The sequence below is a fragment of the Flavobacterium sp. ZT3R18 genome (assembly GCF_007097385.1).
Classification (GTDB): domain Bacteria; phylum Bacteroidota; class Bacteroidia; order Flavobacteriales; family Flavobacteriaceae; genus Flavobacterium.
In genome coordinates this window covers 234,873-260,957 of the sequence record NZ_VJZS01000002.1, presented here as the reverse complement: position 1 = coordinate 260,957, position 26,085 = coordinate 234,873, and the positions used below count along the sequence as shown (strand labels likewise).

21 protein-coding genes are annotated in these 26,085 nt (G+C 32.5%); all 21 read right to left on the bottom strand.

Annotation, left to right across the window (positions count from 1 at the left end; translation table 11 throughout):
• Positions 1–215: 215 nt before the first annotated feature.
• Positions 216–1,190: a hypothetical protein gene (locus FNW52_RS03710; RefSeq protein ID WP_143376116.1), complete on the bottom strand. Its 975-nt coding sequence runs from the start codon at positions 1,188–1,190 to the stop codon at positions 216–218.
• Positions 1,191–1,905: 715 nt separating this feature from the next.
• Positions 1,906–2,475 (bottom strand): GDYXXLXY domain-containing protein, encoded by a 570-nt coding sequence (locus tag FNW52_RS03700; protein WP_143376113.1) that lies wholly within the window; start codon positions 2,473–2,475, stop codon positions 1,906–1,908.
• A complete protein-coding gene (locus tag FNW52_RS03695) occupies positions 2,468–3,748 on the bottom strand; it encodes a DUF2157 domain-containing protein (protein ID WP_185965913.1) in 1,281 nt (426 codons plus the stop codon). Before FNW52_RS03695 ends, FNW52_RS03700 begins: the two co-directional genes overlap by 8 nt.
• A gap of 49 nt (positions 3,749–3,797) precedes the next feature.
• Complete coding sequence (locus tag FNW52_RS03690) at positions 3,798–4,886, bottom strand: DUF6688 family protein (protein WP_143376109.1); 1,089 nt, start codon at positions 4,884–4,886, stop codon at positions 3,798–3,800.
• Positions 4,887–4,959: 73 nt separating this feature from the next.
• Positions 4,960–5,799, bottom strand: coding sequence for a VCBS repeat-containing protein (locus FNW52_RS03685; RefSeq protein ID WP_143376107.1), 840 nt, complete (start codon positions 5,797–5,799; stop codon positions 4,960–4,962).
• A gap of 265 nt (positions 5,800–6,064) precedes the next feature.
• A complete protein-coding gene (locus FNW52_RS03680; RefSeq protein WP_143376105.1) occupies positions 6,065–6,739 on the bottom strand; it encodes a WG repeat-containing protein in 675 nt (224 codons plus the stop codon).
• A gap of 134 nt (positions 6,740–6,873) precedes the next feature.
• A complete protein-coding gene (locus FNW52_RS20665) occupies positions 6,874–7,761 on the bottom strand; it encodes a hypothetical protein (protein WP_185965912.1) in 888 nt (295 codons plus the stop codon).
• Between the two features lie 306 nt (positions 7,762–8,067).
• Positions 8,068–9,741, bottom strand: a complete 1,674-nt coding sequence (locus FNW52_RS03675) for a hypothetical protein (RefSeq protein WP_143376103.1) — start codon at positions 9,739–9,741, stop codon at positions 8,068–8,070.
• Between the two features lie 258 nt (positions 9,742–9,999).
• Positions 10,000–10,782, bottom strand: coding sequence for a fatty acid desaturase (locus FNW52_RS03670; protein WP_143376101.1), 783 nt, complete (start codon positions 10,780–10,782; stop codon positions 10,000–10,002).
• 473 nt (positions 10,783–11,255) lie between these two features.
• A complete protein-coding gene (locus FNW52_RS03665) occupies positions 11,256–12,284 on the bottom strand; it encodes a DUF4349 domain-containing protein (protein ID WP_143376099.1) in 1,029 nt (342 codons plus the stop codon).
• Between the two features lie 66 nt (positions 12,285–12,350).
• A complete protein-coding gene (locus tag FNW52_RS03660; protein ID WP_143376097.1) occupies positions 12,351–14,123 on the bottom strand; it encodes a bifunctional alpha/beta hydrolase/class I SAM-dependent methyltransferase in 1,773 nt (590 codons plus the stop codon).
• A gap of 13 nt (positions 14,124–14,136) precedes the next feature.
• Positions 14,137–14,733, bottom strand: a complete 597-nt coding sequence (locus FNW52_RS03655; RefSeq protein ID WP_143376096.1) for a CDP-alcohol phosphatidyltransferase family protein — start codon at positions 14,731–14,733, stop codon at positions 14,137–14,139.
• Positions 14,734–14,739: 6 nt separating this feature from the next.
• Positions 14,740–15,375, bottom strand: a complete 636-nt coding sequence (locus tag FNW52_RS03650) for a 1-acyl-sn-glycerol-3-phosphate acyltransferase (protein WP_143376094.1) — start codon at positions 15,373–15,375, stop codon at positions 14,740–14,742.
• Positions 15,375–16,346: a phosphatidate cytidylyltransferase gene (locus tag FNW52_RS03645; protein WP_143376092.1), complete on the bottom strand. Its 972-nt coding sequence runs from the start codon at positions 16,344–16,346 to the stop codon at positions 15,375–15,377. Before FNW52_RS03645 ends, FNW52_RS03650 begins: the two co-directional genes overlap by 1 nt.
• Positions 16,347–16,904: 558 nt before the next feature.
• The gene (locus tag FNW52_RS03640; RefSeq protein WP_143376090.1) at positions 16,905–17,507 is read right to left on the bottom strand and encodes a lipoprotein signal peptidase; all 603 of its coding nucleotides are present in this window, start codon (positions 17,505–17,507) and stop codon (positions 16,905–16,907) included.
• 86 nt (positions 17,508–17,593) lie between these two features.
• A complete protein-coding gene (locus tag FNW52_RS03635; protein ID WP_116759708.1) occupies positions 17,594–17,974 on the bottom strand; it encodes a TraR/DksA C4-type zinc finger protein in 381 nt (126 codons plus the stop codon).
• A gap of 4 nt (positions 17,975–17,978) precedes the next feature.
• The gene (gene ileS, locus FNW52_RS03630) at positions 17,979–21,440 is read right to left on the bottom strand and encodes an isoleucine--tRNA ligase (protein WP_143376089.1); all 3,462 of its coding nucleotides are present in this window, start codon (positions 21,438–21,440) and stop codon (positions 17,979–17,981) included.
• Between the two features lie 291 nt (positions 21,441–21,731).
• The gene (gene recO, locus FNW52_RS03625; protein ID WP_143376087.1) at positions 21,732–22,445 is read right to left on the bottom strand and encodes a DNA repair protein RecO; all 714 of its coding nucleotides are present in this window, start codon (positions 22,443–22,445) and stop codon (positions 21,732–21,734) included.
• 80 nt (positions 22,446–22,525) lie between these two features.
• Positions 22,526–24,820, bottom strand: a complete 2,295-nt coding sequence (locus FNW52_RS03620; RefSeq protein ID WP_143376086.1) for a T9SS type A sorting domain-containing protein — start codon at positions 24,818–24,820, stop codon at positions 22,526–22,528.
• A gap of 59 nt (positions 24,821–24,879) precedes the next feature.
• Positions 24,880–25,398 (bottom strand): GNAT family N-acetyltransferase, encoded by a 519-nt coding sequence (locus tag FNW52_RS03615; RefSeq protein ID WP_143376084.1) that lies wholly within the window; start codon positions 25,396–25,398, stop codon positions 24,880–24,882.
• A gap of 169 nt (positions 25,399–25,567) precedes the next feature.
• Positions 25,568–26,071, bottom strand: a complete 504-nt coding sequence (locus FNW52_RS03610; RefSeq protein WP_143376082.1) for a hypothetical protein — start codon at positions 26,069–26,071, stop codon at positions 25,568–25,570.
• Between the last annotated feature and the right edge of the window lie 14 nt (positions 26,072–26,085).

Below are 26,085 nucleotides of genomic sequence, written 5' to 3'. Positions count from 1 at the left end.
AAAACCTGCGTTTTAATATCCATCGTCATTTTCAAGTTTATGGTAAATGATTTTTTTCATGCTGTGCGAAATCTCCCGACTTCGTGCCTGTTCTACAATGTTTTTACAACTTTAAACGCTTTTATTTTATACCTGATTTGGTTTTTGCCGCGAAGTCTCCCGACTTCGCAAAGCAAGGCTATATTTGTTCCCAAATTATAGGAAGACAAAAAAAATTATTTATTACAATTGTATATAAAAATTGCATCCTCTTCAATGTTGAATTTTTTATCAAATTTAATCAATGAATCAATCCTTTTGTATTGATTTAAAATACTGGTATTATTATACTCATAATCAGGGCTTTTTTCTTCATTTTCAGTGTAATTAAATTTATCTATAAAAGAATTTTTGCTTTCTATAAAAGAATATTGCTCATTAAATAATTCTTTATCTTCAATTACATAATTCTTATATAGAGGTGTAAGTAGTATTTCTTCGGGGTTAAAAATCGTTTGTGAAATAGCCGAAAAATTAGACTCTTTTAAATGTTCTTTCAAATCTTCTTTTTTCCCACCATGATCACCATAATACAAGATATTATCTTTAAAAAGATATGAGAAAGGTTCATATTTATAATCTTGTTTATAATGAATTATAACAAAGTCATTGTAATGATTAGTGTTGTAAAAAGTATATATAGTTGGTGTGAGTTTTTCCTCCTGATAGCCATAAGGAATTGAAGATACAGAAATTGTATCTGTTTTTTGTTTTGTACTATATACTTCGGGGTATTTAAAACAATGATTGCCCTTTTGAAAAATTCGCTTTAATTGAGGTGTTTTGCCATCTAAAGTTCCCATTTTTATAAAAGTTTCTTCTTCACCTAGACCATTTGAAAGCATAAATTTTGATTCATTTTTCAGGTTTTTGTCATGTCTCCCATAAATATAAAATGATTTGTCGGGGTGATCTGGGGTAAATATAACTTCGCCTCCCTCTTTTATAAGCCATTTACCCGTTATTAAAGTTGCATATCCAATAATTACAAAAGTACTATCTGCCTTTAAATAATGGGAACCGCCACGCAATTGATAAAATCCAACTATGTCTTGTTGTGCTTGTGCAAATGCTTGATGCATACTTATCGAAAATAGTATAAATAAAAAAGTTAGTTTTAAAACAAATGAATTCAATTGATTTGTTGCCATATTTGATTTTAGTTTCGGGTTATAATTAAAATATTGATTGTATCATTCTTAAATTCAATTCTGTTTTTTGTTATTGTTTTTTAATTGAGCTAGTTTATCCAAATACTGGATTCTGTTGTGATGAATTGCGCATGGAAAACAGGCTAGATAAATAAAAAAAAGCCCTAGAATTAATTGTAAATTTAATTTCATGATACTGTTGTGCTAAACCGGTTTTTTATTTTTCTTTTATTTTCCAAATTATACTTTCCAATGTGAATTTTTTCAATTCAGGAATGAATTTGTAATTTAATGTGTTTCCTTTGAAGCAATTTTTATAGTGTCCGCAGATTGAACTTTTTGATTTGATCCCTGACTCTTTACTTCAATTTTAAGAGAGTCATTTTTTCTTTTTAAAGCATTAGTTTCTTCTTTTTTATTGTTGCAAGAAATTAAAAGTATTAGGAATAATATGTTGAATTTACTCATTGGCTTTTTTGCTTTTTTGATAGAGTGGTACATTTATGCTAAGTATTGTTTAGTAATTATCTCTTCTGGTTTTTCAGATTCTAAAGGTTCATTAAAATGCAAATCAAATTTGATACGTATTGATTTTAGAACGCTTCTATTTTCCTATTAAAGAAAAATCTTTGTGGTCGTAATTTCTAGACTTTCGAAGCCTACAAATTATCGAATAGGTCATCACTTTAAAAAACTCATGCATTTGTCGAGACGATTATTTCGTTAAAATTTCTGTAGAAGCTAATTTCTTTATTGAAATTCCGCCAATTAGCACATCTTTTAATACCGCATCGCCATCTTTAATACTTACCAATGCGTATGTTACGCGAACAGTGTCTCTTTGTGATTCTCTGTATGCTAATTCGGCATCGTATGCTTTTGATTCTTCCATATAAAATCTATCAAAAGGATAATTAATTATAAGCATATTGCCATCTATATAGGATACTTCAGCCTTCACAAAGGTTTTGTTGTCGATTGGTTCTTCTTTTGAAACCGATTTTATTTTGACAAATCCAGTGCTGTCTGTAGAGAGCGAAACATAAATTTTTTCACGTTCTCTCCAAATCTGATTCTTCGGAATTTTAATACTGTTTTCTGTATAATCAAGTGTAATGTATTTCCCTCTAAATGGGTCATTTGGATCTACAGGAGCTGTCCTGAATTTGTATTCTGTCCCGGTTTGTATCACATTCTCTCTGTCCAAAATCATTTTGGCGGGCAAATACATTTGCACCAATGCAATAAGAGCAAAAGCGATGAGTATTATTTTCTTGTTATTCATTTTTTTTTCTTTTTTTAAGTAACCAATAATTTGACGCAAAAAATCCGATCCCCAAGCTCATAAATAAAAGGCCTCTTATTACAAAACTCAGATCACCATCAAAGAATCGATATGCAACCTGTGCCGTAATGATCAATAATCCAAAATTCAAGATGCTTAAATTATTTTGCTTTGCACCGTCACTAATTGTTAGGATACCAATTGCCAAAACAAAAATATTGATAAGTATAACGGCAATTGGTGAAAACAGTCCGATGATAAATGTTATGATAAACAAAATGAAGACAACAGATAATGGTTTTATATCTGTAAGATTTTTGTTTTTATGTTGGATGTAAAAAAGTCCTCCAGCTAATAATGAAGTAATTACTGAGGCATAAAATTCTGATGCTGCAATTACCTCATTGAAGGATAATTTTTCTATTTTCAAATCTTCCCAAAACCAATCAAAGCTTAAAAAAAGCAATAATGAAATTGTACCAAGAGAACCCAAAATTGTATATCCGTTATTTCTCAATTTTTTTCTGGCAAAAAAATCTAAATTTCCCACCAAATAAAAAAATCCGAAAAGGCTCATGTATGCAATAAACATTAGCTCTTCCGTTTCTTTTATAACTGTTATCAAAACAATTGATACAGAAATAGGAATTAGCCAATTATGAAAAATCATGAAATTGCTTTCAGGTCTTTTTTTGTACAAATTATAATAATGTGGAAAAACACCTGATATTAACACCCAATATTGATATGGAATTATTGAATATAATCCCCAACCTGTATAAAATGCATAATAGGTGATTCCGACTATATAAAGTAAGGAAGTGATAGAGGAATTCATTAGATAAACCAACGGTAAACAAAGTAACATCCAAGTGAGTAGAAAAGTTGATATGTCTCCAGGGATATTATAAATTTGACCAATAAGTGCCATAATTGCTCCAACAGCAAAAAACAAAAAAGAAGAACTGCTTTCTCTCCAAGCAACGCTGTCTTGTTTCTTGAGTAGTGTGTAACCACAAAATACTTGTCCTGAGAGAAGAGGTAAAAAAGCAATTATTGTTTTTGTTTCTTTTGAAAGTTCGTCCCAGTTGTGAGCCAAAATTAAGATAATGCCAAGCCCAAGCAATAGTGAACCCAATATTCCAAAAACAATAAAAAGCCTATTGGTAAATGAACCAGCTTTGCTCTTGTAATAATCTTGTATTCTATCCGCAGTTTCTTGGGTTATTACACCAGCCGTTATAAGATCGGGTATATCTTTAAGTATGTTCATTATCTTGGTTTGGTATTTATTAATGTTCTCATCTTTTGCGTTTGTATATTTATATCGCATATTGTTTATTAATTCTCTCTTCTGGTTTTTTACAAAACAGGTATAAACAAATTAGAAATATCCATTCTAAAGGTTTCATCAAAATATAAGTCAAATTAGACATTTGTTCGGTGTTGATTTTCCTCGATAAATTATAACCATATTTATCATAATTACTACGTATTAATCGATGTGATTTAGGAGAAAGGTTCTCTATCATTTCCTCAAATGCGTTTGCAATAAGCAATTGACGGTTAACTATTATTGTTTTCCCATGTCTTTTTCCTAATCGAATAGGTTTAACAATTTTGGGATTTCCTGATACTGCAACCGTACATAGATAATGTCCTTTATGGTCTAAAAAAGAAGGATGTATTTGTTGGGATAATCTCCAGGTTGCAGTATCTGTAAATACTTTTACCAGTGAATTTGAATCTTGGCCAAATAAAATTAGAATTATGGTGATAACCAGCAATAGAGGAATTAGAAGGATAATGCTCCATAATGGTAAATTGTTTCTTTGAGCTAAAAACAGATTTATTTTATTGAGAAATTTATTTGAATAAGTCTTCTCATTAGCCATCATCATTTTGTTTTTAACAATATGGATAGTAAGAAATATCGAAATCAATATACTCATAATTGGCGCAGGTAAGAAAAAATATAAATCGTCTGATTTCCCATAAGCATCAAAACCATCTAGGTCATCTACGTTATGTTTTGATAATTGTAACAAAACAAAAAAATTGACTATTATTCCAATCAAAAAAACACTGAGCAATAACACTTTGGCTAATGGCGGTAATTTATGACCTCTTGACCAAATCATTAGAATTGAAACATTGAAAGCTATATAATAAAAAATTAAAGTAATAATATGTTTTCCTCCAAATGGAGTGTAACATTCCACATCAATGGGGTCAATAGCGATATAATATTGATTATTATGAATTTGCAATCCGACAAATAGTAAAACGTGTACACTTACATAAATAATTCCTATAATAATTTCTAAAATTGAAGTGCTTTTTTTTATTCTTTTTAAAACGAAAGCAGTAATGATAATTATTCCTAAAAGGCATAATAAAATGTAAATCATAGAGAAGAGGGGTTATTTTTTTAATTTTCAATTAAAATGCAAGCCGATGACACTCAATCGCAAGGTAATTTAACTAGCATCCAACGCTTGTAAACATTCCAATTGGTTTAATAATTTTTCCATGTTCAGCAGGCTTAGATAAATACATTGTTAGTCTAGAAACATTGTAATGATTTGAAGTATCAATAATTAGATCGAGTTTATTATCTCCGTCAATGTCTCCAGCAAAAATTATTTGAATCATTTTATCATCAAAGTTTGATTGGGCAACAATAAGTTCAGTCTGTTCTTTTCCATTTTTATTTGCTGTTAAATATAGTTTGTAATTGGAAACTACAAATGAATCTGAATTTTCATCCTCCCTTTTTTTCTCTCCTGTCGCAAACAGAGTATAGTTAATACCTGAAAAGGAAAAATTTAATTTTTCTCCCAGATGAATAGTTTCAGGAATTTTAATAGTTGCAATTTCTCTTTCCGTTAAGTAAGGAAGTTTTTCGATTAAAATTAAGCAAGTGTCATTTATCGTTGTGTTCACTTCCCAACCTGTTTCATCATTTTCGTTTTCATCAACTACAGGGTCATTTACCCGTTTTGTTATTAATTCGGTTTCATAAAGTTTATACCCGTTTAAGGTTTTAAAAAGACCAAACCATTTTTTTTCATTTGTCTTTTCATTTACTTCATCTTCGTGAAAATTTCCAGTTGCAAGAATTTCAACTTTTAGAATACTATCAACAGGAAACGAATAGTTATCCGTGGAGTCAATTTTAGTATTTGTGGTTGTAACTTTAGAATTGCTAATAATTTCATTTACTGGTTTTTTTTCAACAATTTTTTCTTTATTCGATTTTTTACAGCTAAATAGTTGAAAAATCAGAATTAAAAAAAGTAATGTTTTAAAAGTTATTTTCATATTGTCAATTATTTGGTTAAACTATTTACAATGAATTCATTGCACACGATTATTAAGTCACTTTTTAGAATAGCTTTGCGAAGATTTAAGTTTTGAGCAGAACCATTTATTTTCAAAAAAGAATCAATAAAGTAATTAATGTTTTCATTTTGATTATTTATTTTTTAACGTTTATGCGTTAGTCTTAGTTGTTTATTATGTTGGGAATGAAAAAAAGTTTCGCGCTATCGTCCCCGTCCCAGTGCTTTGAGTCCTCTTAGCCACCTTATTTATTGTAAGTTTTTATTATTTGTCCTTTTTGGTTGAGTAAAAAATGTTTTTTATCTTTTGTCCAAGCTTCTCTTTTGTTATTTTTTAATTCTGTCACCTTTTCAAATTGTTGTCCATATTTATTTAAGTATCCACTTTCTCTGACATCTCCACTCCAAGTCCAATGTTTGTCAACTAATCCTTCATATCCGCTTTCCTGAATTATTTGTTTTTTGGATTTTCCATTTTCATAAATTTCTTCTCCACCAATTGAATATTCGGAAATTCCATCAGAAAAAGGTGTTACAAAATCATATTTAGCTCTTATTATTTTTTGTCCCTCTAAATTTGCAAAACCTATTTTACCGTTTTCTACAAATCTAAATAACCCTTCCTCTAAATAATCTGGTCCGTTGTCATAAGTGTAAGGTTTTAGTATTATACTATCATTTCTGTTTATTCCTACAAACCCAAATTCGGAATTCAATACAATTGCCATTCCGCATAATGTGTCAGAACCATTTAGATATTTTGCTTTAATTATGATTTCACCGTTCAAAGATTTATAACCTGTTAATTCTTTTCCAGAAGTTGTGTCGATATAAGCAATTAAACAGTCTTTGCTAACTTTTTTTTGTCCAAAAGTCAGCATCGAAATAAATACTAATAGTAATGTAAGTATAGTTTTCATAATTATGGTAGTAAACTTTGTTTACGTGCGAGCCGGGGTTTGTTGTTGTTTTATTGTTTGTTTAAAAGTCCCTATTTACAACTTGACTTTCAACTATTGCAATTTGTCTAAATTCGAGACATCGGTGTAGTTTTTTATGTTTTTTTCATTCTGTTATTAACTTCCAATATCGTTGGAGTATAAATTTTTGGGGTTATCATTAGGTCTTTCAAATGTCTGTTGATTATTCGGGAAAATGTTCTTTCCAAAATAAAATTTAATTTTAACTTATTTGATAATCCTTTTAATGAATAATAATAAAATGCTTCACCCTCTTTTCCATGAGGCTCCCTATAAGTATTAGTTATTTTTATTTTATTTATTTTTTCAAAATTTGCTGCAAATTCATCCCGACTTGGTCTATTATCCCATTGTTCATCTCTTGGACAACAGACAGAACCGTAACTTTCACTAAAATAAACTTCCACCTTATTGGTTTCAGGTTTGCTTTTATTCGCAAATTCCATTTTTGGAAAACTCCCCATTAATACTAAACTGTCCTTCTTTACTCTATTATTTTCTCTCTTAAACTCATAAATTATGGAACTAGCCATAGGTTCACACGCCAAACCTTCACCTAATTTTTGATTAGACATCTCTTGATAATATTTCCAATTTGGTGAAACAACAATTATTCTGGAAAATTCAGGATAGATGTGAGGCAACAGATTTAATGGCACTTGAGCTTGAACAAAAACAACAGGTACCTTTATTGTTTTAGAGATTGAAATATCAAATAGATAATCTTTTCCATTTGTTGCAACATTATTATCTGTTATTTCAATAACATCTTTAAAAACAGTATCATTAATATTACTTACGTTAAAGTGCTTTTCAAAAGTAACTTTGTATTTTTCATTTTTCTCTTTGAAATCCTGTAATGTATCTATTTTAATTTCAGGGATTTTATCTGAATTTGATTCAGCTTTATTTCCACAATTCATAATAACGATGGCCAGTGAAAGCAATAATGTTTTTTTCATTTGATACTTTTTTAGCGATAATTCCTGGAAAAGCTTCTCACTAATTTTATCCGCGATTTTTCAACGTATTCCATTTCTTTCAATTTCCACAACATTTCGTTTTCTTCCTTTAATTTGGGCGGTATTCAACAACTTCTGGTTAAGCCATTTCTTCACGCATTATAATACTGTTGACAAAAAACATCTTGAAGCTGGAACGATTTCCTTAATTCAAAACTTACATTAATTTTAACAGAGGCTCTACATTCAAAAAATCCATACACCCCAACCCAAAGAGTTTGTTACCAGAAATGACCTTGAATAGGATTAAGTTTTATTATAGGTATTAATATAGTATTGCTTTTTGGGAATTTTTAATTTAAATGGAATTTCGATATCGTTTGCAGATTTTTTTTCTCTTATAATTATATGAGATGGAGTCATTTTGAATTTGTATACAATTTGATTGCTGTTCGACTCTAGATAAATAGGAATTGTTTTTTTTGAATTTAAATTTTCAAATCCATATATCTCATTCTCATAATAATACATTTCATATTCAATTTCTAAAGTATTATTTTCCTTATTATAAATAAACCCATTAGGTAAATTATTAATTGTAAATTTTTTATCTTCATAAACAGGCCTATTTATTCCAACTTTTCCACTAACATAAGTATATTTAGGATCAACACTTTCTATAGTTATTCCTTTATTATTTGTACTTTCAAAATTTCCTATTCTATTTATAATAGATGTCTTTTCATAATCGGTAATTTTAATTGAATCATTTTTATCTGTTTTTAAATACATATCATCAAATGAAAATCCAAGTGATTCAGAATACTTTAACGGCAATGAAGCATAAAGCAAATGAGAATTTGTTTGGACTAAGGCAGCAATATCTATTTTTAACAGCTTCTTTACAATCGAATCATTTAAATTTGTATAAGTTTTATATTGCGAAAAATCTTGAGTTTCATTATCTTCTTTTTCTTTATTTTTTTGAAGAAAAATTTCTCCAAAATCAATTACCTCAATATGACCTTTGTTGGAACGTAAGAAAAAATCGAGTTTCTTTATTTTCCCCAACCCTCGTACATTTACAACACTAATTCCATTATATCTATGATTAGGATTTTTATCTCCTTCTTTATAACGACGTTGTAAATCTAAATAGGAACTTTTCATTTCAGGATAAGGCATATCATGATTTCGATACCATAAATAATGTCTAAAATCAATAATCCTTCCTTCGGATTGTATGGTTCTCCCATCATGATCAACTAAGCTCATATTTAATCTGCTAAAGTCAAATTGCAAAACATCATTATTATTTTCATTTCTGCGCTTACTTTGTAAATTAGGTTTTTCAATCCACTCTTCACTAAAAAGGCAATTAGAATAAGCTATCGGCGCTCCTTTTGCAATATTGTTATCTTCTTCATTGGCCCTTATTCCATAGGTATAGGAATAATCCATTTTTTCAGCAGTATTTTCAATCAATAATGTAGCAGCATCATTTCTAATATCTAATAAGGTTATATTCATCCCATTTTTTGACAACTTTTCACCAATATCTTCCTTTCCAAGAGAAAAATGCTCATAACCATCAGGTATAAAAATTGATAATTTTACATTGTAAGAATTAGATTTTATCTTTTTAAATGAAAATTTATGGGGATATTGAATGGGTGTACTTGTTTTGGAATAATCAATTATATAACCACCTCCTTCTTTTTCTAGTAATTGCAATGAGTCCTGTAATTCTTTTTTTAGTTTTGAAATGTTAAAAATGCTGTCGTAATAAATAGGTTCTTGGTCATAATTACTATGTAAGTCCAAATTATAATAATATCCACCACCCGAATAAGTATCTTCCGCTTTCGCAAAATCTAAAAAGACTTTTTGATTTTCTGATAAGTTTTTTTTACAAGAAAAAAAAGACAATGTTGTTATTACGATAATGCCAACTAAAGCTAAATATTTATTTTTTTTCATCTGTTTAATTTTTAATAAAATAAGTATTACTTGTTTTTATTGTATAAAGTTGTAAATTCATTATGCTTTATTTGTAATCTAAAACTATCCCTTTCCAAAGCGTTTATCTATATTAAGAAGGTTCTCGCGCTCTTGCGATGGTGGGGAATTATGAAATGAGTTTTTTGCTTTACGTAAAATGTTCTTGATTACGTTAATTCCACTAAATGCCCAAATACTGCAAAACGTGTATTGGCAAACGTTATTTTTAATCGATTGTCAAAAAGTTTGTTTTTTGGTTAATTCAGGAATACTATCATCTATTCGCTTCGCTAATTCAGGTAGTTTAATTGTAGGAACTGCTGGAAATAAATGATGTTCTAAATGGTAAAACATACTAAATGTAATTTTATTTTTCCAACCATCTCTTTGTGTTCGTGCAAATTCAGGGTTATCATCTGTGTCGTGATGAACTGTCCAAACAGCAAAAAATGCCATAAGAAATTCCCCAATAACCATAACAATAATATGATAAATTAGAAAATTTATGTTGAAATAAAAGACTATACAAGTGAAAATAGCAATAGATACTAATTCAAAGATTACATTTTTCACATAGTTTTTATTTCCAAGTTGTAAAGTGACTTTATGTATTAAAAACATATGAATCGGTCCATATAAAATTGCTCCATACCAAGACATTCCTGCTGATTTACCTTCATAATCTTTTTCCGTTAAACAATATTTATGATGCCGAATATGATTAAATTTTACTGCGTGAATTGAAGACACCATTGATAGACTATTCAAATACAAAGTTAGCCAAGTTAAAAACTTATTTGTTCCAAGTGAGTTATGAAAACCATTATGAACTTGTCTTAATGCGGTTATAAAATAAAAACCGGAAAAAGGCAAAGCCAATAAATAAAATTTAAAATATGCCAATGTTAAAGAAATAACCAGCCACGGAATTGTCAAATTATTTTCAATAAGCATTTCTCTAACAGAAAGTTTTTTTAAGTCTTTCCATTCTATTTTTTTTAATATTTCAGCGTGTGTCATTTGTATAAATTTTCTATTAAACGAACTGTTGTTTCAAAATTTCTGCCAACTACTTGTTTTATGCAAGAGGTTTCCCTTAGCACTTGTTTCTTTTATACCTCGATTCAAAAAAAGTCACAATTTAAAGTTGTCACAACTACTTAGGTAAAACAAACGGTTAACTACAAAGAAATAACGAATAGAAATTGTCCCGAAGCTTCAAAGTCACTAAGTTTATTTATAATTTGAGTGTCTCAAGGACAAACCTTTTCCTAGTACTTTGCCTTCGTGGTAAACAACTGTGCAGTAACCTACTTTGTAGTGCTTTTTGACAGCTGAGGAGTGACAATGCTCCTTAATTCTACTTAGTAATTTAGAAATAAATAATCCCGTATTTATTTTCGATGCAGATTTCAGTAAATTCGGAAAAATTGCATTATAAAATACGACATTAAATTATCCGAGTCACTTAACACTTTTTAATATTGAAGTTTTTATTCTTTTTCTTTTATATATTTTTTGTAAAGCCAAAAAGCTAAAAAACATAAAGCTATAAACCACCATATTCTAAAAATAAAATCAATGATATTGGCCAATACATACCAGCCTGATTTTAAAGAATCTGCAATTCGTGTTCCAATACTAGGCTTGTAAGAATTGATGTCCGTTGCATTGGCAATTAATTCTTTTTTCACAAGCTCATCTTGATATATTTGAATGCTAAGTGTACTAAAGTTTACCTGATCTTGCATTGATATGTTTTCTAATCTAGCATTATCTCTTTCTTCTTTTTTCTCCGCCAAACTGTTTTCAGCATTGATAACATCTTTCATCTTTACTCCTTTCGTATCGATGGCTTTTTCAACCCTTTTTTCTGTATTGATGCTCCTTTTTTGAGTAAGCTCGTTTGAACGCATTCTTAAGGAAACATCATCAGCTTTTATATTATAGGAATCTACAAAACCTATTTGCCTAGAAATCGCTTTAATGGTCGCACTAAGATTTTTGCTAGGTACACGAATCTCAATATTACTTTTTATGCTATATTTCGTTATCTCCAGTATGCTGTCTTTGCTTACTTCAGTTTTAGACTGCTCAATTATTTCATTGGACTGATTCGCAGATTCTACAAAGCCTCCAAACTCTTCCGTTATGTCTTCGATTTCATAAGTAGATCGTGTCACGTCTTTCACTTTAATCGTTAGATCCGCAGTGCGTATGATTTTTTTATCACCCGTAACTGGTTCGACAGTCTCCTCACTCTTGTCTGTTTTATACGCTTTACCTGCTGGAATGCGAGCTTTTCCAGAAGTTGAAGATGATGGAGATGGAGTTGATGTAGAGTCAGGGGAAGCAGTATCAACGGAGGCAGTATCAACAACTTCACTAGAGACAGAATCTCCAACTGCAATATTCATTTCTTCTGTGGGCACATCTCCTTTTTTACATCCAATTGCCATTGCAATTACTGCAAATAGAATTATTACTTTCTTTATTGTATTCATAAATTTCATTGTTTTCATTTGTTTATTTTTTAAAATAAAAGAGTTCCTTTTTATTCTAAAAAAGATTCATAACCGACCTTTTTCCTATAATTTCCTAGCCACCGATACCGTGAAAATCCCCCATTGATCCTGCAATTGCTCAATTTTTTCAAAACCTGCATTGGCGACCAATTGATCCATTTCGGCTTGAGTTCTTCTGCGCATAACCCAGCGCCCTTTTCCTTGGTGATTGTTTAGTGTTCTAGCTATTAATTCTACCTGCGGATGCCAAGGTTGGTTCGTATAAATTAAATATCCTCCTTTTACAATGGCTTTATTTAATCCGCTCAAAGACGCTTTTAATAAATTATTATCCGAAAACAATTCATACACTCCAGAGACTACAGCAATACTTGGCTTGGGATTCACACTTGCAATTCCTTCTTCATAAAAGGCATCTGCATTTTTAAATTCGGCAAAAGCGGTTAGTTTTCTTTCTGCAATCATTTCAGAACCAGCTTTTACATTTATATCACTATAATCTCGTAATAGAACAGATGAAACTTTTTCTCTATGAGGAACAATAGCATCTAGAATATACCTACCGTGGCCAGAGGCAATATCCATTATGCGTACTTCTATATTTTCATTATGAAGGACTTCAATATATTTACCGATTAATTTTTCTAAATTTTGCTTTCGAATACGGATTCCTTGCCAACCAATACTATCTAAATAACCTCGATCAATAATTTTTCCTAATCCAATTGCTTTATAAAACCCCAATCCTTGAGCTTTATTTAAGTACACGTAATCTAAAGAACTACCCGAATCAAAACCAGTTTCTACCCCAATTTTCACTCCTTTTGAAGCTCGTTTCCCAATTAATTTCATAGAACCACGAGTCAAAGCAAAATTAATTTCATTGAAAAAAGAAGATGCTTTTGGCTTTAATAATTCCTGATATTCATTAAAAGTATATCCTTTTGTATCAGCATCTAATAAATCAACTTTGGTTGTATTGCTTTCTACTTTTTGGACAAACTTACGAATCAAATCAAATGCTATTTCTCTATCCAATTCTCCCAAAGTATCATGAAAAAATCCATTCAGAACATGTTTTTCCTTTATAGCAGAGCTTAAACTATCAAAGAATTGATGTTGTTGTTTATCTCTCACCACGGCGTCTTTCCCCGATATTAATATTTGAGTAGGGGTAACAATTGCCCCAGCATCTGAAATGATTCGATCTGAAACCGTATACAAATCCAGCAAAACATTTGAAGCTATTGGCAAAGCCACCAAGGGATCCGTATGATATGATTTTACACGCTCAGGATCGTGAGTTAATTGCTTTCCTTTTACGTAGGATTTGACAAAAAACTGACCAAAAAGTTTTTGATACAAAGCAATTCCTTGTTTTGCTCCAGGGAAAATTAAATCTACACTAAAAGCAGGCGAAGCCAAGATCAAAGCCTTTATTTTTGGGGCATAATCGTGTACCCAAGTAGCCGCAATTACGGCTCCAACACTTTGTGCAATGACGACTATATTTTCAATTGGAATTCCATATTGGCGGTTTATATGTTGTACAAAAACATCCAAATCTTGAACCCATGTCATAAAACTTGGCGCGTAACCTCTTGGCCCTTCTGTACGTCCACAGCCACGTACATCCCATGCGAAAAAAGCAGTATCATTCATGTTTAATTCATTGACTATATGCTCAATCCTTCCAGAATGTTCATGCCCACGGTGTAGTAATACTATAACTCTATCCGCAGGTTGTTCGGTAGTTTCTTTCCAATTTCTATAAAATATAACTTGCCCATCATGGCTTGTAAAAGTATGCTCTGTTGCTTGTCTTTTAATGTTCATAGTGTTAATGATTTTATATTAATGCTTTTTTTAATCTTGTAAATGTACTTAGGCCTACCAATGCTATTAAGAAAATGAAAATATAGGATGAAAACTCAAAATGATAGTGCCCAAAGAAGCATAGTAATCCATAGAAGCCAATCATAAAAGCACGATCACTTTTGCCCATTGGTCCATCATAACGGCGCTCTCCAGAAACTACTTTGGCCAGAATACCCGCAAATTCATTGATGATGCTTAGGCAAATAAAAATCAAGATAAAGTATAAGGCATTTGGCTCGTATTTTAGTAGAGGCAAAAACAAAACCACATCCGAAATCACATCACCCAATTCATTCAAAACTTCTCCAAGTTTAGATTGTTGTTTGTAAATTCTTGCCATCATTCCGTCAAGCGCATTCAATGCCATACGAACAAATAAGCCTATGGGAAGTGCCAGAAAAAAATAAGAATTGGAATCTGCGAACCAAAACAAAGTTGCCACTAGAAAAGACCAAAAAACAGAAGCCAAGGTTATTTGATTTGCCGTAACGCCTTTTGAATGTAAAAATTCTAAAACAGGCCTTAAGAGTGATTGAAACTTAGGTTTCAAATTATAGATTGATATCATTTATATTTATAGATTAATTTTATTTAGATTCTCAATTTCTCTTTTCATCTGTTCTAATATCTCGGTTACATTATCACTTGAAATTTTTACGGGAGTTCCATATACAATAGCGCTTTCGTGAGGAACAATAAGATTATCCCCTTTTGGCATTGCTTTCCCCATCGATTTTAAATAAATAGGAACATAAGGTATATGTGGATTTTCTATTAATACCAAGGCCACACCTGCTTTAAATTCTTTGGCTAAATTGGGAGCACCTCGGGTCCCTTCTGGAAAAATAATTAACGAATGTCCTTCTTTTAGTGCTTTATTCATTTTGAAAATGGGATCATTCTCCGGATTCTCTTTGTCCGATTTACGCTGAATCAACAACGTATTTATAAAATAATTACTAAGCCATGCCTGCCATTTAGTTTTACCAAAATGATCTTGTGCCGCTACTGGTTTTACTTTATGGAGCATAGATTTTGGCAACGAAGCCATGATAGACATTGCGTCGAGATGGCTATTGTGGTTTGCAATAAGTATAAATTGCTTTTCTTCTTTTAGAAAACTAGACTTCGAGAATTTTACACCAACAATAATGTTTAAAAAATTCCGAACAACTACGGAATAACACAGAATGAGTACTATCTTTTTCATTAAAATATCCAATAATAAACCAAGTGAAAGAAAATAGGTGCGGTATACGTCAAAGAATCTAATCTATCCAGAATACCTCCATGACCCGGAATACTATTCCCCGTATCTTTTACTCCCAAATCTCTTTTAATAGCCGACATTACAATATCTCCAAAAAAACCTGTACATGCAATTATGAAACTCGCCAATGCAACTTGCCAGCCCAATAGTGGTGTTAAAAAACCAATAGAATAACCTACAATTGTAGTACTAATGACACCTCCTACAAATCCTTCCCACGTTTTATTGGGGCTTACGCTTGGGGTAATTTTATGCTTACCCAGCAATTTCCCCCAAACAAATTGCAAAACATCATTGATTTCTGTGACAAAAACTAGAAAAAGCAAAAGTCCTTGTCCTCCATTTTTAAAATTCGGAACATTTACAGGCAATGATAGAAAATAAGCTAAATGACTTATTCCAAATACGGTAAGCATCAGAGCCCACTGCATCGAGGCCATTGATTTAATGATTCCTTTTGTTTCTCCTATAATGACTAATCGTACAGGAATAAATAAAAACATATACACTGGAATAAAAATAATAAACAACATATACCAACCAATATATGCTAGATAATATTGAATAGGGATAGCCAGAAAGGCACAGAATATTGCTCTTCTATCTGCATCCCTAAAATCAAGTATAGAATATAATTCTCGAAACGCGATAAAAGATAAAAGCCCTATAGCTGGAAAAGTAATTTCTCTGTCTAAAAGAGCCGAAAAAACAAAAAAAACAACCATTACCCACCAAGATTTGGTTCTTGATTTTAATTCACTTAAATTGGCTTTTGGTTTTAATTTTCCCCAAACAAAAAAGAGGGAAGATGCCGTAATCAGGAGTAAAAATATAATCGCTACAACCCGCAAAATATCAGGTTTCGTAAATAAATCCAATTCTAAAACAAACTCTAAAATTCTTTCTTTCATATTCTAAATACTATTTTTAATAAAAATTAAAGCTTCTATACTTCCCTTCCCACTCATTATTAACATTGTGCGTTTTAACGAATGATACTGTAATTTTAGCTTAAATTATTTTGTTCAAATATAAGCGATTATTTAAATATTTTCCTATAATATTTTAAAATAAAACAGAATTAATGCGCCTATACTGAAAATTAAAAACTAAATTGTAAATTAATAATTACTTAAATTCAAAATAAAACTCTATTACAAAATGAGTAGAAAATGCAATTAATACTATTATTCTAAGGTGGGAAATAAAAATAGGATTTAGAAAGCTTCGTGAATACTAAACTGTGACAAATTTTAATTCTTTATTAGTTTAAAATCAAAAGCAAAATTGTCCCATATACCAATAAACATCTCGATATACGAGCGCAAGAGGGATAGGAGCTAGCTACCGAAGTAGCGCGTATAGCCCGACCGCAATAGAAAAAGGGGCGACCAAGCGATATGCTAAGTAGCCCCTTTTTCTATTGTGGTCTTGCCCTAATATTTTTAAAAAGGATTGGATTGAAAACCTTAATTATTTTTATGAAATGCTTTTTTATTGAAAACAATTAAAATTCCAACGCCTGTTGAGATGGCCATATCGGCAATATTGAAAATAGCGTTGAAGAAGGTAAATTCTTTTCCGCCCCAAATTGGCATCCAACTCGGTAGAACTCCATGCCAAAAAGGGAAATAAAACATATCGACAACTTGTCCGTTTAACCAAGTTCCATACGGTTTGTCTGCAAATAAAGTAGCCACTTGTTGGTGGCTATCATCAAAAATCACTCCGTAAAAAACAGAATCGATAATGTTTCCAAATGCACCAGCCAATATCAAAGCAATGGCCACAACAAGATAATTGGAGCTCTTTTTTCTTTCTACAGCATCCCACAACCAGTAGCCAATTCCCGTTACGGCGAAGAGTCTAAAAACTGTTAAGATTAATTTTCCGTACTCACCGGGAATTTTGGTACCCCAAGCCATTCCTTCATTTTCAATAAAATGAATTTGAAACCAATTGAAAACGTGAACTTCTTCGCCTAAAATAAAATTGGTTTTTACATATATTTTAGAGAATTGGTCGACTAGTAGTATAAGAATAACCAGGAAGTATGCTTTAAATAATGACATTTTTTGATAATTTAATGGCGTAAAAGTAACAATTTAATCAAAAAAAACGCTCCAAAAGGAGCGTTAATTATTTTATTGCAGCAAAATTATTTTTGCAAATTTTTGGCCTCAATGCTCATTGTAGCGTGAGGAACAATTTTTAATCTTTCTTTTCCAATTAATTGTCCCGTAACTCTACAAACTCCGTATGTTTTATTCTCAACACGGAAAAGTGCATTCTTTAGATCACGAATAAACTTTTCTTGTCGAATCGCAAGTTGTGAGTTGGCTTCTTTAGACATGATTTCACTTCCTTCTTCAAATGCTTTAAATGTTGGTGATGTATCATCCGTCCCATTATTAAGGTCATTCATGTAAGCGCTTTTTATCAAATCTAAATCTTCTTGAGCTTTAGTGATTTTCTTTTGAATAATTTCCTTGAACTCTGCTAAATCAGCGTCAGAGTATCTTACACTTTCATCTACCATAATACTAATTTTTAGTGATTGTTATTTTTGTTGTTATTCCGTCAAAATCAATTTCCGTGCCGTCTACTATAATCTCTTCAAAAACAAGTACTTCTGTTAATGTTTCTGATTTAATATAGTCCTCATTGGCTTTTACTGCTGTTTCCAAAGTGTCATTTTTTTGCAAATGTACTTTAATTTTATCGGTTACCTCAAACCCAGTATCTTTACGTATATTTTGGATTCTGTTTACTAATTCTCTCGCAATCCCTTCTTCTTTCAGTTCTGGAGAAATTGTAATATCCAACGCAACTGTTATTCCGTTTGAATTGGCAACCAACCATCCTTCTATATCCTGTGACGATATTTCCACATCTTCTAAGGATAAAGTTACACTATTTCCTGCAATAATAATGCTTAAACTACCCTCTTTATCAAATTGTGAGATTTGTTCTGTAGACAGATTTTGTATCTCTTTGGAAATCAATCCCATGTCTTTTCCAAATCTTGGACCTAATGCTTTAAAATTTGGCTTTATTTGTTTGATCAAAATACCTGAAGCATCATCCAAAAGAACGATTTCTTTTACGTTTACTTCTGCTTTTATTAAATCAGAAACAGCTTCAATCTCTAGTCTTTGACTCTCGTCAAGCACCGGAATCATTACCTTTTGCAAGGGCTGACGCACTTTAATCATCTCCTTTTTTCTAAGCGATAAAACAAGCGATGAGATAGTCTGTGCTTTCTGCATTTTACTCTCTAACATTTTATTAACATACTTTTCAACCGAAACTGGAAACTGAGCCAAATGTACTGACTCAAAATTTTCTGATTGTGTAGCCCTTGTTAAGTCTCTGTAAAGTCCGTCCATAAAGAAAGGAGCAATAGGCGCACCCAGTTTACTTATGGTTAACAAACAGGTATAAAGTGTTTGGTAAGCCGCTACTTTATCTTGTGCATATTCGCCTTTCCAGAAACGACGGCGACACAAACGAACATACCAGTTACTTAGGTTTTCTTGAACAAACTCAGAGATGGCACGAGCGGCTTTTGTAGGCTCGTAATCGGCATAAAAACCATCCACATCTGCAATTAAGGTATTCAACTCAGAAATAATCCATTGGTCAATTTCAGGTCTTTCGTTTACCGGAATTTCGGCTTCTGTGTATTTGAATCCGTCTATATTGGCATACAAACTAAAGAACGAATAGGTGTTGTACAAAGTCCCAAAGAACTTACGACGCACCTCCGCAATTCCTTCTAAATCGAATTTTAAATTATCCCAAGGATTGGCATTCGATATCATGTACCAACGTGTGGCATCTGGACCGTATTCTTTTAAAGTTTCAAAAGGATCGGCAGCGTTACCCAAACGTTTAGACATTTTTTGTCCGTTTTTATCTAAAACTAATCCGTTTGACACTACATTTTTGTAAGCCACTTTATCAAAAACCAAAGTTCCGATAGCGTGCAAAGTATAAAACCAACCTCTGGTTTGATCGACTCCTTCGGCAATAAAATCGGCTGGATAATCTTTGTTATCGTCTATTTTTTCTTTGTTTTCAAAAGGATAATGCCATTGTGCATACGGCATTGCTCCTGAGTCAAACCAAACATCTATCAAATCGGCTTCACGCTTCATGGCTTTTCCAGAAGCTGAAACTAACGTAATTTGGTCAACTACATTTTTATGCAAATCAATTAAATCATAATTGGCTTCAGACATGTTTCCTACTTGAAATTCCTTGAAAGGATTCTCAGATTGAACACCAGCCTGAACTGCTTTTTCAATTTCGTTGTATAATTCTTCAACAGATCCTATCAGCACTTCTTCGGTTCCATCTTCGGTTCTCCAAATTGGCAATGGAATTCCCCAAAAACGAGAGCGCGATAAATTCCAATCGTTAGCATTTTTCAACCAATTTCCAAAACGTCCTTCTCCAGTTGCTTTTGGCTTCCAGTTGATGGTTTCGTTAAGGTCGAACATACGATCTCTAACCTCAGTGATTTTTATAAACCATGAATCCAAAGGATAGTACAATATAGGTGTATCGGTTCTCCAACAATGAGGATAACTGTGCACGTATTTCTCTACTTTGAACGCTTTATTTTCTTCTTTTAATCGAATGGCAATCTCTACGTCTATAGAACGTTCTGGAGCATCTGCCTCAGTATAATATTCGTTTTTCACATATTTACCGGCAAATTCTCCCATGTGCGAGGTGAATTTTCCTTGTAAATCTACTAATGGAACTGGGTTTTCATTTTCGTCAAGAACCAACATTGGTGGTACCTCGGGTGTAGCTTCTTTGGCAACCTTGGCATCATCTGCTCCAAAAGTTGGGGCAGTGTGTACAATTCCGGTTCCATCTTCGGTTGTTACGAAATCTCCTGAAATTACTCTAAAAGCATTTTCTGGATTTTGGTATGGTAATGCAAACTGCATTAATTGTTCGTAACGAATCCCAACTAAATCAGCTCCTTTGCATTCGGCAAGGATGTGAAACGGTATTTTTTTATCTCCCTCTTTGAAATTTTCAAAATCAGCTGGATCGGTACTTTCAAAAAATCCTTTTCCGAATTGTTTCCCCACTAGATTTTTGGCCAAAATCACATTCGATGGACGGAAAGTATATTGATTGAATGTTTTTACTAATACATATTCAATTCTAGGACCAACTGTCAAAGCGGTATTACTTGGTAAAGTCCAAGGTGTAGTCGTCCAAGCTAGAAAATGAATTTCATCCAAATCTAATCTTTCGAACTTATAATGTTTTAAATTATTAGAACTGATGTAGTCATAAAAAGTATTGAAAACCAATTCTTTTTGATCTTCCATTACTTTAAATTGAGCTACAACTGTTGTATCGGTTACATCTCTGTAACTTCCTGGTTGGTTTACCTCATGCGAACTCAAACCTGTTCCCGCTTTTGGAGAATACGGCTGAATGGTATACCCTTTGTACATCAAATCCTTGTTGTAGATTTGTTTCAACAACCACCAAACCGATTCCATGTATTTGGATTTATAAGTCACATACGGATCCTCCATATCAACCCAATATCCCATTTTTTCGGTCAGGTCATTCCATACATCGGTATAACGCATTACGGTTTTCTTGCACGCTTCGTTATACTCCTCTACGGTTATTTTTTTTCCAATATCTTCTTTGGTAATTCCAAGTTCTTTCTCTGTACCCAATTCTACAGGTAATCCGTGCGTATCCCAACCAGCTTTACGCTTTACTTGGAAACCTTTTTGAGTTTTATATCTGCAAAAAATATCTTTAATAGCTCGTGCCATTACGTGGTGAATTCCAGGTAATCCGTTGGCAGAAGGCGGCCCTTCAAAAAATACGTAAGGAGTGTTTCCTTCGCGAGTGGTTACACTTTTCTCAAAGATGTTTTCTTTCTTCCAAAAATCCAGTACTTCTGACGCCACTGTAGGCAAGTCAAGTCCTTTGTATTCAGTAAATTTTGTGCTCATTTTATCCTTTTCTTAATCGAGGTGCGAAAGTAAGGAATTTTGAATAAAACAAAGAAAAGAACTGAAAAAATAGCATTAATCGCTTATGAATTTAAATATGAAGTGCATTTAAAATCATTATTTACTGAATTAAGTAAATGTTTTAAAATAAATCATCCAATTTTTCTCGTTCTTTTGTCCTTTTTCTTCGTTAAAAAATCTTTCAATAGCCCAGCTATTTAAAGATTTTTCGCCTTGAAAAAGACCAAAATAACTTCGCCAAATTTTGGACGCTTTATTTCAAAACCTTTACTAAGAGAAAACTTCTTTCAAAACCTCCAATGATTTAGGTCTTTTGAAACCGTCCAAATGAAAACTATAATAATCAATTAAAACTTTCAAAAGTAATTGTCTTTCAATGACATGAAATATTTTTTGATCGTTATCGAACTTCAAATGGATTAGCTTTTTAAACAACATCGTTTCATGTTCCGAGAGAGAACTAATGGCATGAAAGGGGGTGAAAACGCCCTCTGTCATTTCGAAAAAAGGCATGTCCATGTCGGAAGTATCCGGATAAAAACCTAAATATTTTGTAGTTTCCAACATTAGAATCAAATGAAAATTACTTATTTCATCATGTTCATCTAACCAATGCAAAGCGGTTTCGAGAAAGGTAAACAACGATTCGTTTTTTTCTTCCTCATGTATTGAATGGTGCAAAATTTCGGAAAGAAATAGTACCATCGTACTTTTGAAAATATCAGAATGTATCGAATGAAAAGGAGCCGATATCTTTACTTCTTTGAAATTTTCTAAGGTTCCTTTATTTTTATGAACGGCTTCAATCTCGATAATCGTCAAAGGTTGAAAATATACCATTTTTTGACTCGCTTTTCGAGACGAAAAAGCATCCCGAACAAAGTATGATTTCAATCCATTGGATAAAGTAAAACATTTTACAATCAAGCTTTTCTCTTGGAATTTTAGAGACGAAATTACTATGGCTTTGGTTTTGACTAACAATTTTAGATTTTAGATTTTAGATTTTAGATTTTAGATTTCTGAAACTGCTATCTGAAATCTAAAAACTGCTATCTGTTTTTTCAACGGATTATCATCACTTTCTTGACCTTGGTTTCCATACCATCCTGAGCAGACACAAAAATCATGTACACCCCTGATGCTACTTTGTGTTTTCCAAAAGCGGTGGTATCCCATTCTAAGGTTCCTCCCTCGGAGGTGGCTTCGTAAACCAGATTGCCAGCGACATCGGTAATTTTTACATTGGCTTTGTTGAGCAGTCCGTTTATTTTTACCGTTCCTTCGTATTCTGGACGAACAGGATTGGGAAATACATACACATTATTTAAATTTTCACTAGCCGAAGTAGCAATCCCTTTGAACGAAATCAACCCTTTGGATGTAGCTATAAAAACCTCTCCCGTACTGCTGTTGATACTAATGTCGTTTATAACATTACTAGGCAAAGGAGAATTGTCTGTGGTAAAATGATACTTGGTTTCTTGACCGTTTGGAGACACCATAAACACGCCTGCATCGGCAGTTCCTATCCATTTATTATTGGCACCATCTACTTCAATATCGGTTATAAATTGCTCGTATAATAATTCCTGAGCAAGATTATCCTCCATAATAATGATGGAATGTGTTTTCAATTGATTATCGGTTTGAAAACTCCCTACATTAGACAAAATGCGCAACCCTTTTGTTGTACCAATCCAAAGTTCATTTTTATTATCAACCGCTACCGCCCTAACATCTTGTACTGGTAAATTTCCCTGATCTGGTCCAAAAGTGATTTTTTTGAATGCATTACTGCTTTCATTAAAACCAACAACTCCATTTTTGCTGGTAGACATCCATTTTGTTCCATTTTTATCAATGACCATAGTCCCAAAATCGTTACTCGAAGACCCAACTAGAATTTTATCCATGGCATAACTCTTCCATTGCCCACTTGCACTTACTACTTTTAAACCATTTCCAACTCTACTGTTGGTTACCCAAAAATTTCCTAATTTATCAAATGCTGCTCCGTTTATTCTTATGTCAATATATTTAGGATCTGGTGGACTTATAGACAACGACTCCAGACCACTATTGGTTTGATTGTACAAAACTGTTGGCACATCATTTTCTATTTTTAATAAACCGGAGAAAAATGAACTGGCATAGACTTCCTTTTCATTGCTTGGGTTTATGGCAATTCGAGTCATGGATTTTGCCCCTAACACTTTGTCATAAGAGATATTCGACCATCCCGAAGTTGTAAATTTACTTAGACCATAATCATCTAATGGGTAAGGATTGTAATAAATATCATAATCCCCATATACCGCCCAAAGCTGTGTGGGACTGACTTGCATCGAGAAAATAGTATTTCTGGAAGGGCCAATGGGTGTTATATTTTCATAATTTGAAACAGTCGAAAGCGAGGTGTTAATCAATCCGTTTTCGGTGGTTCCTATATAAATAAAATCATTTGTTATCGTAGCACAGCTAAAAGTCGAGTTAATCCCTGAAATTTGACTCTTGTTTATTTGACGCTGCAATACCATTTGTTTATTGTACACATATACAGTATTGGGAGTGGTTATAACAAAATAATTGGTAGCGGTTCGAAAGTCAGTTGTCATCTCTGGCAATGGCAAAAATCCAGTAAACGTATTGGAAGCTGAATCGTATTTATGAACATAGCCCGCTGCATTTACTGCATACAAATCTTTTTCGAAAGCGGTAATTCCTGACCAATTGCCGGCATTTATCACCTGCCATTGCTTGTAATCAATTAAATTAGGGTTTTTTATATCTCCTTTTCTAATTCCGCTTGAAGTCGAAGCGTAAATAAATCCATTGTAAACGGTGGTTTGAGACACTTTGATTTCGGCGCCATTATCTCCTATGAAATACGTATCGCCAAACCGAGAAGTGGTCAAGTTGAATTGCACAATTCCAAAGTCGGTAGCGACATATAGTATTCCGCCATATTCCATGAAATTATTGATTCGTTTTACGTTCGTAGGTATATTTTTATTGATAATATCGACTACTTTCAGCATCGATCCATCGGCTTCGTTGATGACGATTAGCAAGCCGTTTTGATAGCCTACAATGGTTTTATTGGAAGTTGGACTATAATACAATGCTGTGATGGTTTCGCCCGAAAGACCATCGATTGTGGTGGTGGTTTTTATAATGCCCGTGTTTGCATTTTTTGAAAATAAGGCGTTTTCGGAAGCGGCATAAATTGCCGTTGGCGATTGGGAAACAGCTTTGATTTGGGTGTAGGAGAAATAGCCCTGCCACGACAAATTTGTTTGGGCGAAACTGATTTGCAGCACAAATAAAAAAAATAGATATAGGAGCTTTTTTTGCATTGAATGAATATTGGTTCACAAATATAGCACAAAGGAAAAGAGATTTTAGATTGCAGATTTTAGATTTTAGCTTTTTGTAACACTTTCTCATATGCTTTTCTTTGCCCTCCCCTGAAATACACTTCACCACAGAAAGTGTAGCCCAATTTTTCAAAAATTTTCATCATTGCACTATTATCAAAATTCGTGTCTGCTTTTATGCTGTATATGTTGTTATTGCGTGCAAAATCTTCTATATACCCAATCATTTTTAGGGCACAGCCTTTTCCTAAATACTTTTCGGAAACAGCCACTCGGTGAAACACAACAAAATCATCATTGGTTAACCACTTTCCTTCAATTTTTGCATATTGAGGTTCATCATTGATCAATACCGCACTATATCCGACGATCGTTTTTCCCTCGGTCAAAACAAATCCTTCCCCTTTTTCAATGTCTTTTTGCACCACTGCGGGGTTTGGATAACCATCTTGCCATTGATCACTTCCGTCCTCTTTTCTCCTTATTATGGCTAATTGTAAAATATCCCATATTAGAGGGATTTCAGAAATTTTAGCTTTTCTAAAGTGATAATCCATTATTGTGATTTGTCTTTTAATAATTGTATTAACGTTCCCTTGCTACAAGAGGTTTGGGGTTAAATTAAGCCTTATATTCGGATTTGCCTAAACATCCCAAATACAAAACCATTATTCCATTAAGCCAATTGCCCAAATCTCTTGTGAGCAAGTGTTGTGCGTAGCTTTTCTAATTTGAATAACTTATATTTCCGTTCTCGATTTGGCGAGCAAAAAGAACTAAATATTGGAATGCAACATCGGTTTTGGATGTTCCATTTTTCTCAAACACTATTGGACTTGTTGCATTATATTGAATATTTGTAGCTGCTTGCATCATTATTTGACCCTCTTGATTTAATCCCCATTCACCTGAAAATATAACTTGGCTTCCAGTGGCTGTTGGTTCAACAAATGCCATGGCCTTCAAAAGAGTACCGCCTTCTACTGATTTTCCGTTACAATAAATCTGCATAGCATTTTTGTCTGTTTGAACAGGACATCCCTCTCTAGCAAAATTTTTGGATACAATCTTAAACAAGCTGTCTGTGGCATAAGAAACATTCACAATTACTTTTTTTGATCCCTTTGGGATTTGTTGAAAATCATTTTTCCCTACTAAATATAGTGGAGAGCACGCTGTAAGAAGTAAAATAATTGATAGTAATTGAAGTCGAATAGTAAAATTTTTCATATTTGTATTTGTTA

Coding starts and splice junctions, on each gene's coding strand:
- FNW52_RS03710 (WP_143376116.1), bottom strand. CDS start 1,190: ATGGCAACAAATCAATTGAATTCATTTGTTTTAAAACTAACTTTTTTA.
- FNW52_RS03700 (WP_143376113.1), bottom strand. CDS start 2,475: ATGAATAACAAGAAAATAATACTCATCGCTTTTGCTCTTATTGCATTG.
- FNW52_RS03695 (WP_185965913.1), bottom strand. CDS start 3,748: ATGAACATACTTAAAGATATACCCGATCTTATAACGGCTGGTGTAATA.
- FNW52_RS03690 (WP_143376109.1), bottom strand. CDS start 4,886: ATGATTTACATTTTATTATGCCTTTTAGGAATAATTATCATTACTGCT.
- FNW52_RS03685 (WP_143376107.1), bottom strand. CDS start 5,799: ATGAAAATAACTTTTAAAACATTACTTTTTTTAATTCTGATTTTTCAA.
- FNW52_RS03680 (WP_143376105.1), bottom strand. CDS start 6,739: ATGAAAACTATACTTACATTACTATTAGTATTTATTTCGATGCTGACT.
- FNW52_RS20665 (WP_185965912.1), bottom strand. CDS start 7,761: ATGAAAAAAACATTATTGCTTTCACTGGCCATCGTTATTATGAATTGT.
- FNW52_RS03675 (WP_143376103.1), bottom strand. CDS start 9,741: ATGAAAAAAAATAAATATTTAGCTTTAGTTGGCATTATCGTAATAACA.
- FNW52_RS03670 (WP_143376101.1), bottom strand. CDS start 10,782: ATGACACACGCTGAAATATTAAAAAAAATAGAATGGAAAGACTTAAAA.
- FNW52_RS03665 (WP_143376099.1), bottom strand. CDS start 12,284: ATGAAAACAATGAAATTTATGAATACAATAAAGAAAGTAATAATTCTA.
- FNW52_RS03660 (WP_143376097.1), bottom strand. CDS start 14,123: ATGAACATTAAAAGACAAGCAACAGAGCATACTTTTACAAGCCATGAT.
- FNW52_RS03655 (WP_143376096.1), bottom strand. CDS start 14,733: ATGATATCAATCTATAATTTGAAACCTAAGTTTCAATCACTCTTAAGG.
- FNW52_RS03650 (WP_143376094.1), bottom strand. CDS start 15,375: ATGAAAAAGATAGTACTCATTCTGTGTTATTCCGTAGTTGTTCGGAAT.
- FNW52_RS03645 (WP_143376092.1), bottom strand. CDS start 16,346: ATGAAAGAAAGAATTTTAGAGTTTGTTTTAGAATTGGATTTATTTACG.
- FNW52_RS03640 (WP_143376090.1), bottom strand. CDS start 17,507: ATGTCATTATTTAAAGCATACTTCCTGGTTATTCTTATACTACTAGTC.
- FNW52_RS03635 (WP_116759708.1), bottom strand. CDS start 17,974: ATGGTAGATGAAAGTGTAAGATACTCTGACGCTGATTTAGCAGAGTTC.
- ileS (WP_143376089.1), bottom strand. CDS start 21,440: ATGAGCACAAAATTTACTGAATACAAAGGACTTGACTTGCCTACAGTG.
- FNW52_RS03620 (WP_143376086.1), bottom strand. CDS start 24,820: ATGCAAAAAAAGCTCCTATATCTATTTTTTTTATTTGTGCTGCAAATC.
- FNW52_RS03615 (WP_143376084.1), bottom strand. CDS start 25,398: ATGGATTATCACTTTAGAAAAGCTAAAATTTCTGAAATCCCTCTAATA.
- FNW52_RS03610 (WP_143376082.1), bottom strand. CDS start 26,071: ATGAAAAATTTTACTATTCGACTTCAATTACTATCAATTATTTTACTT.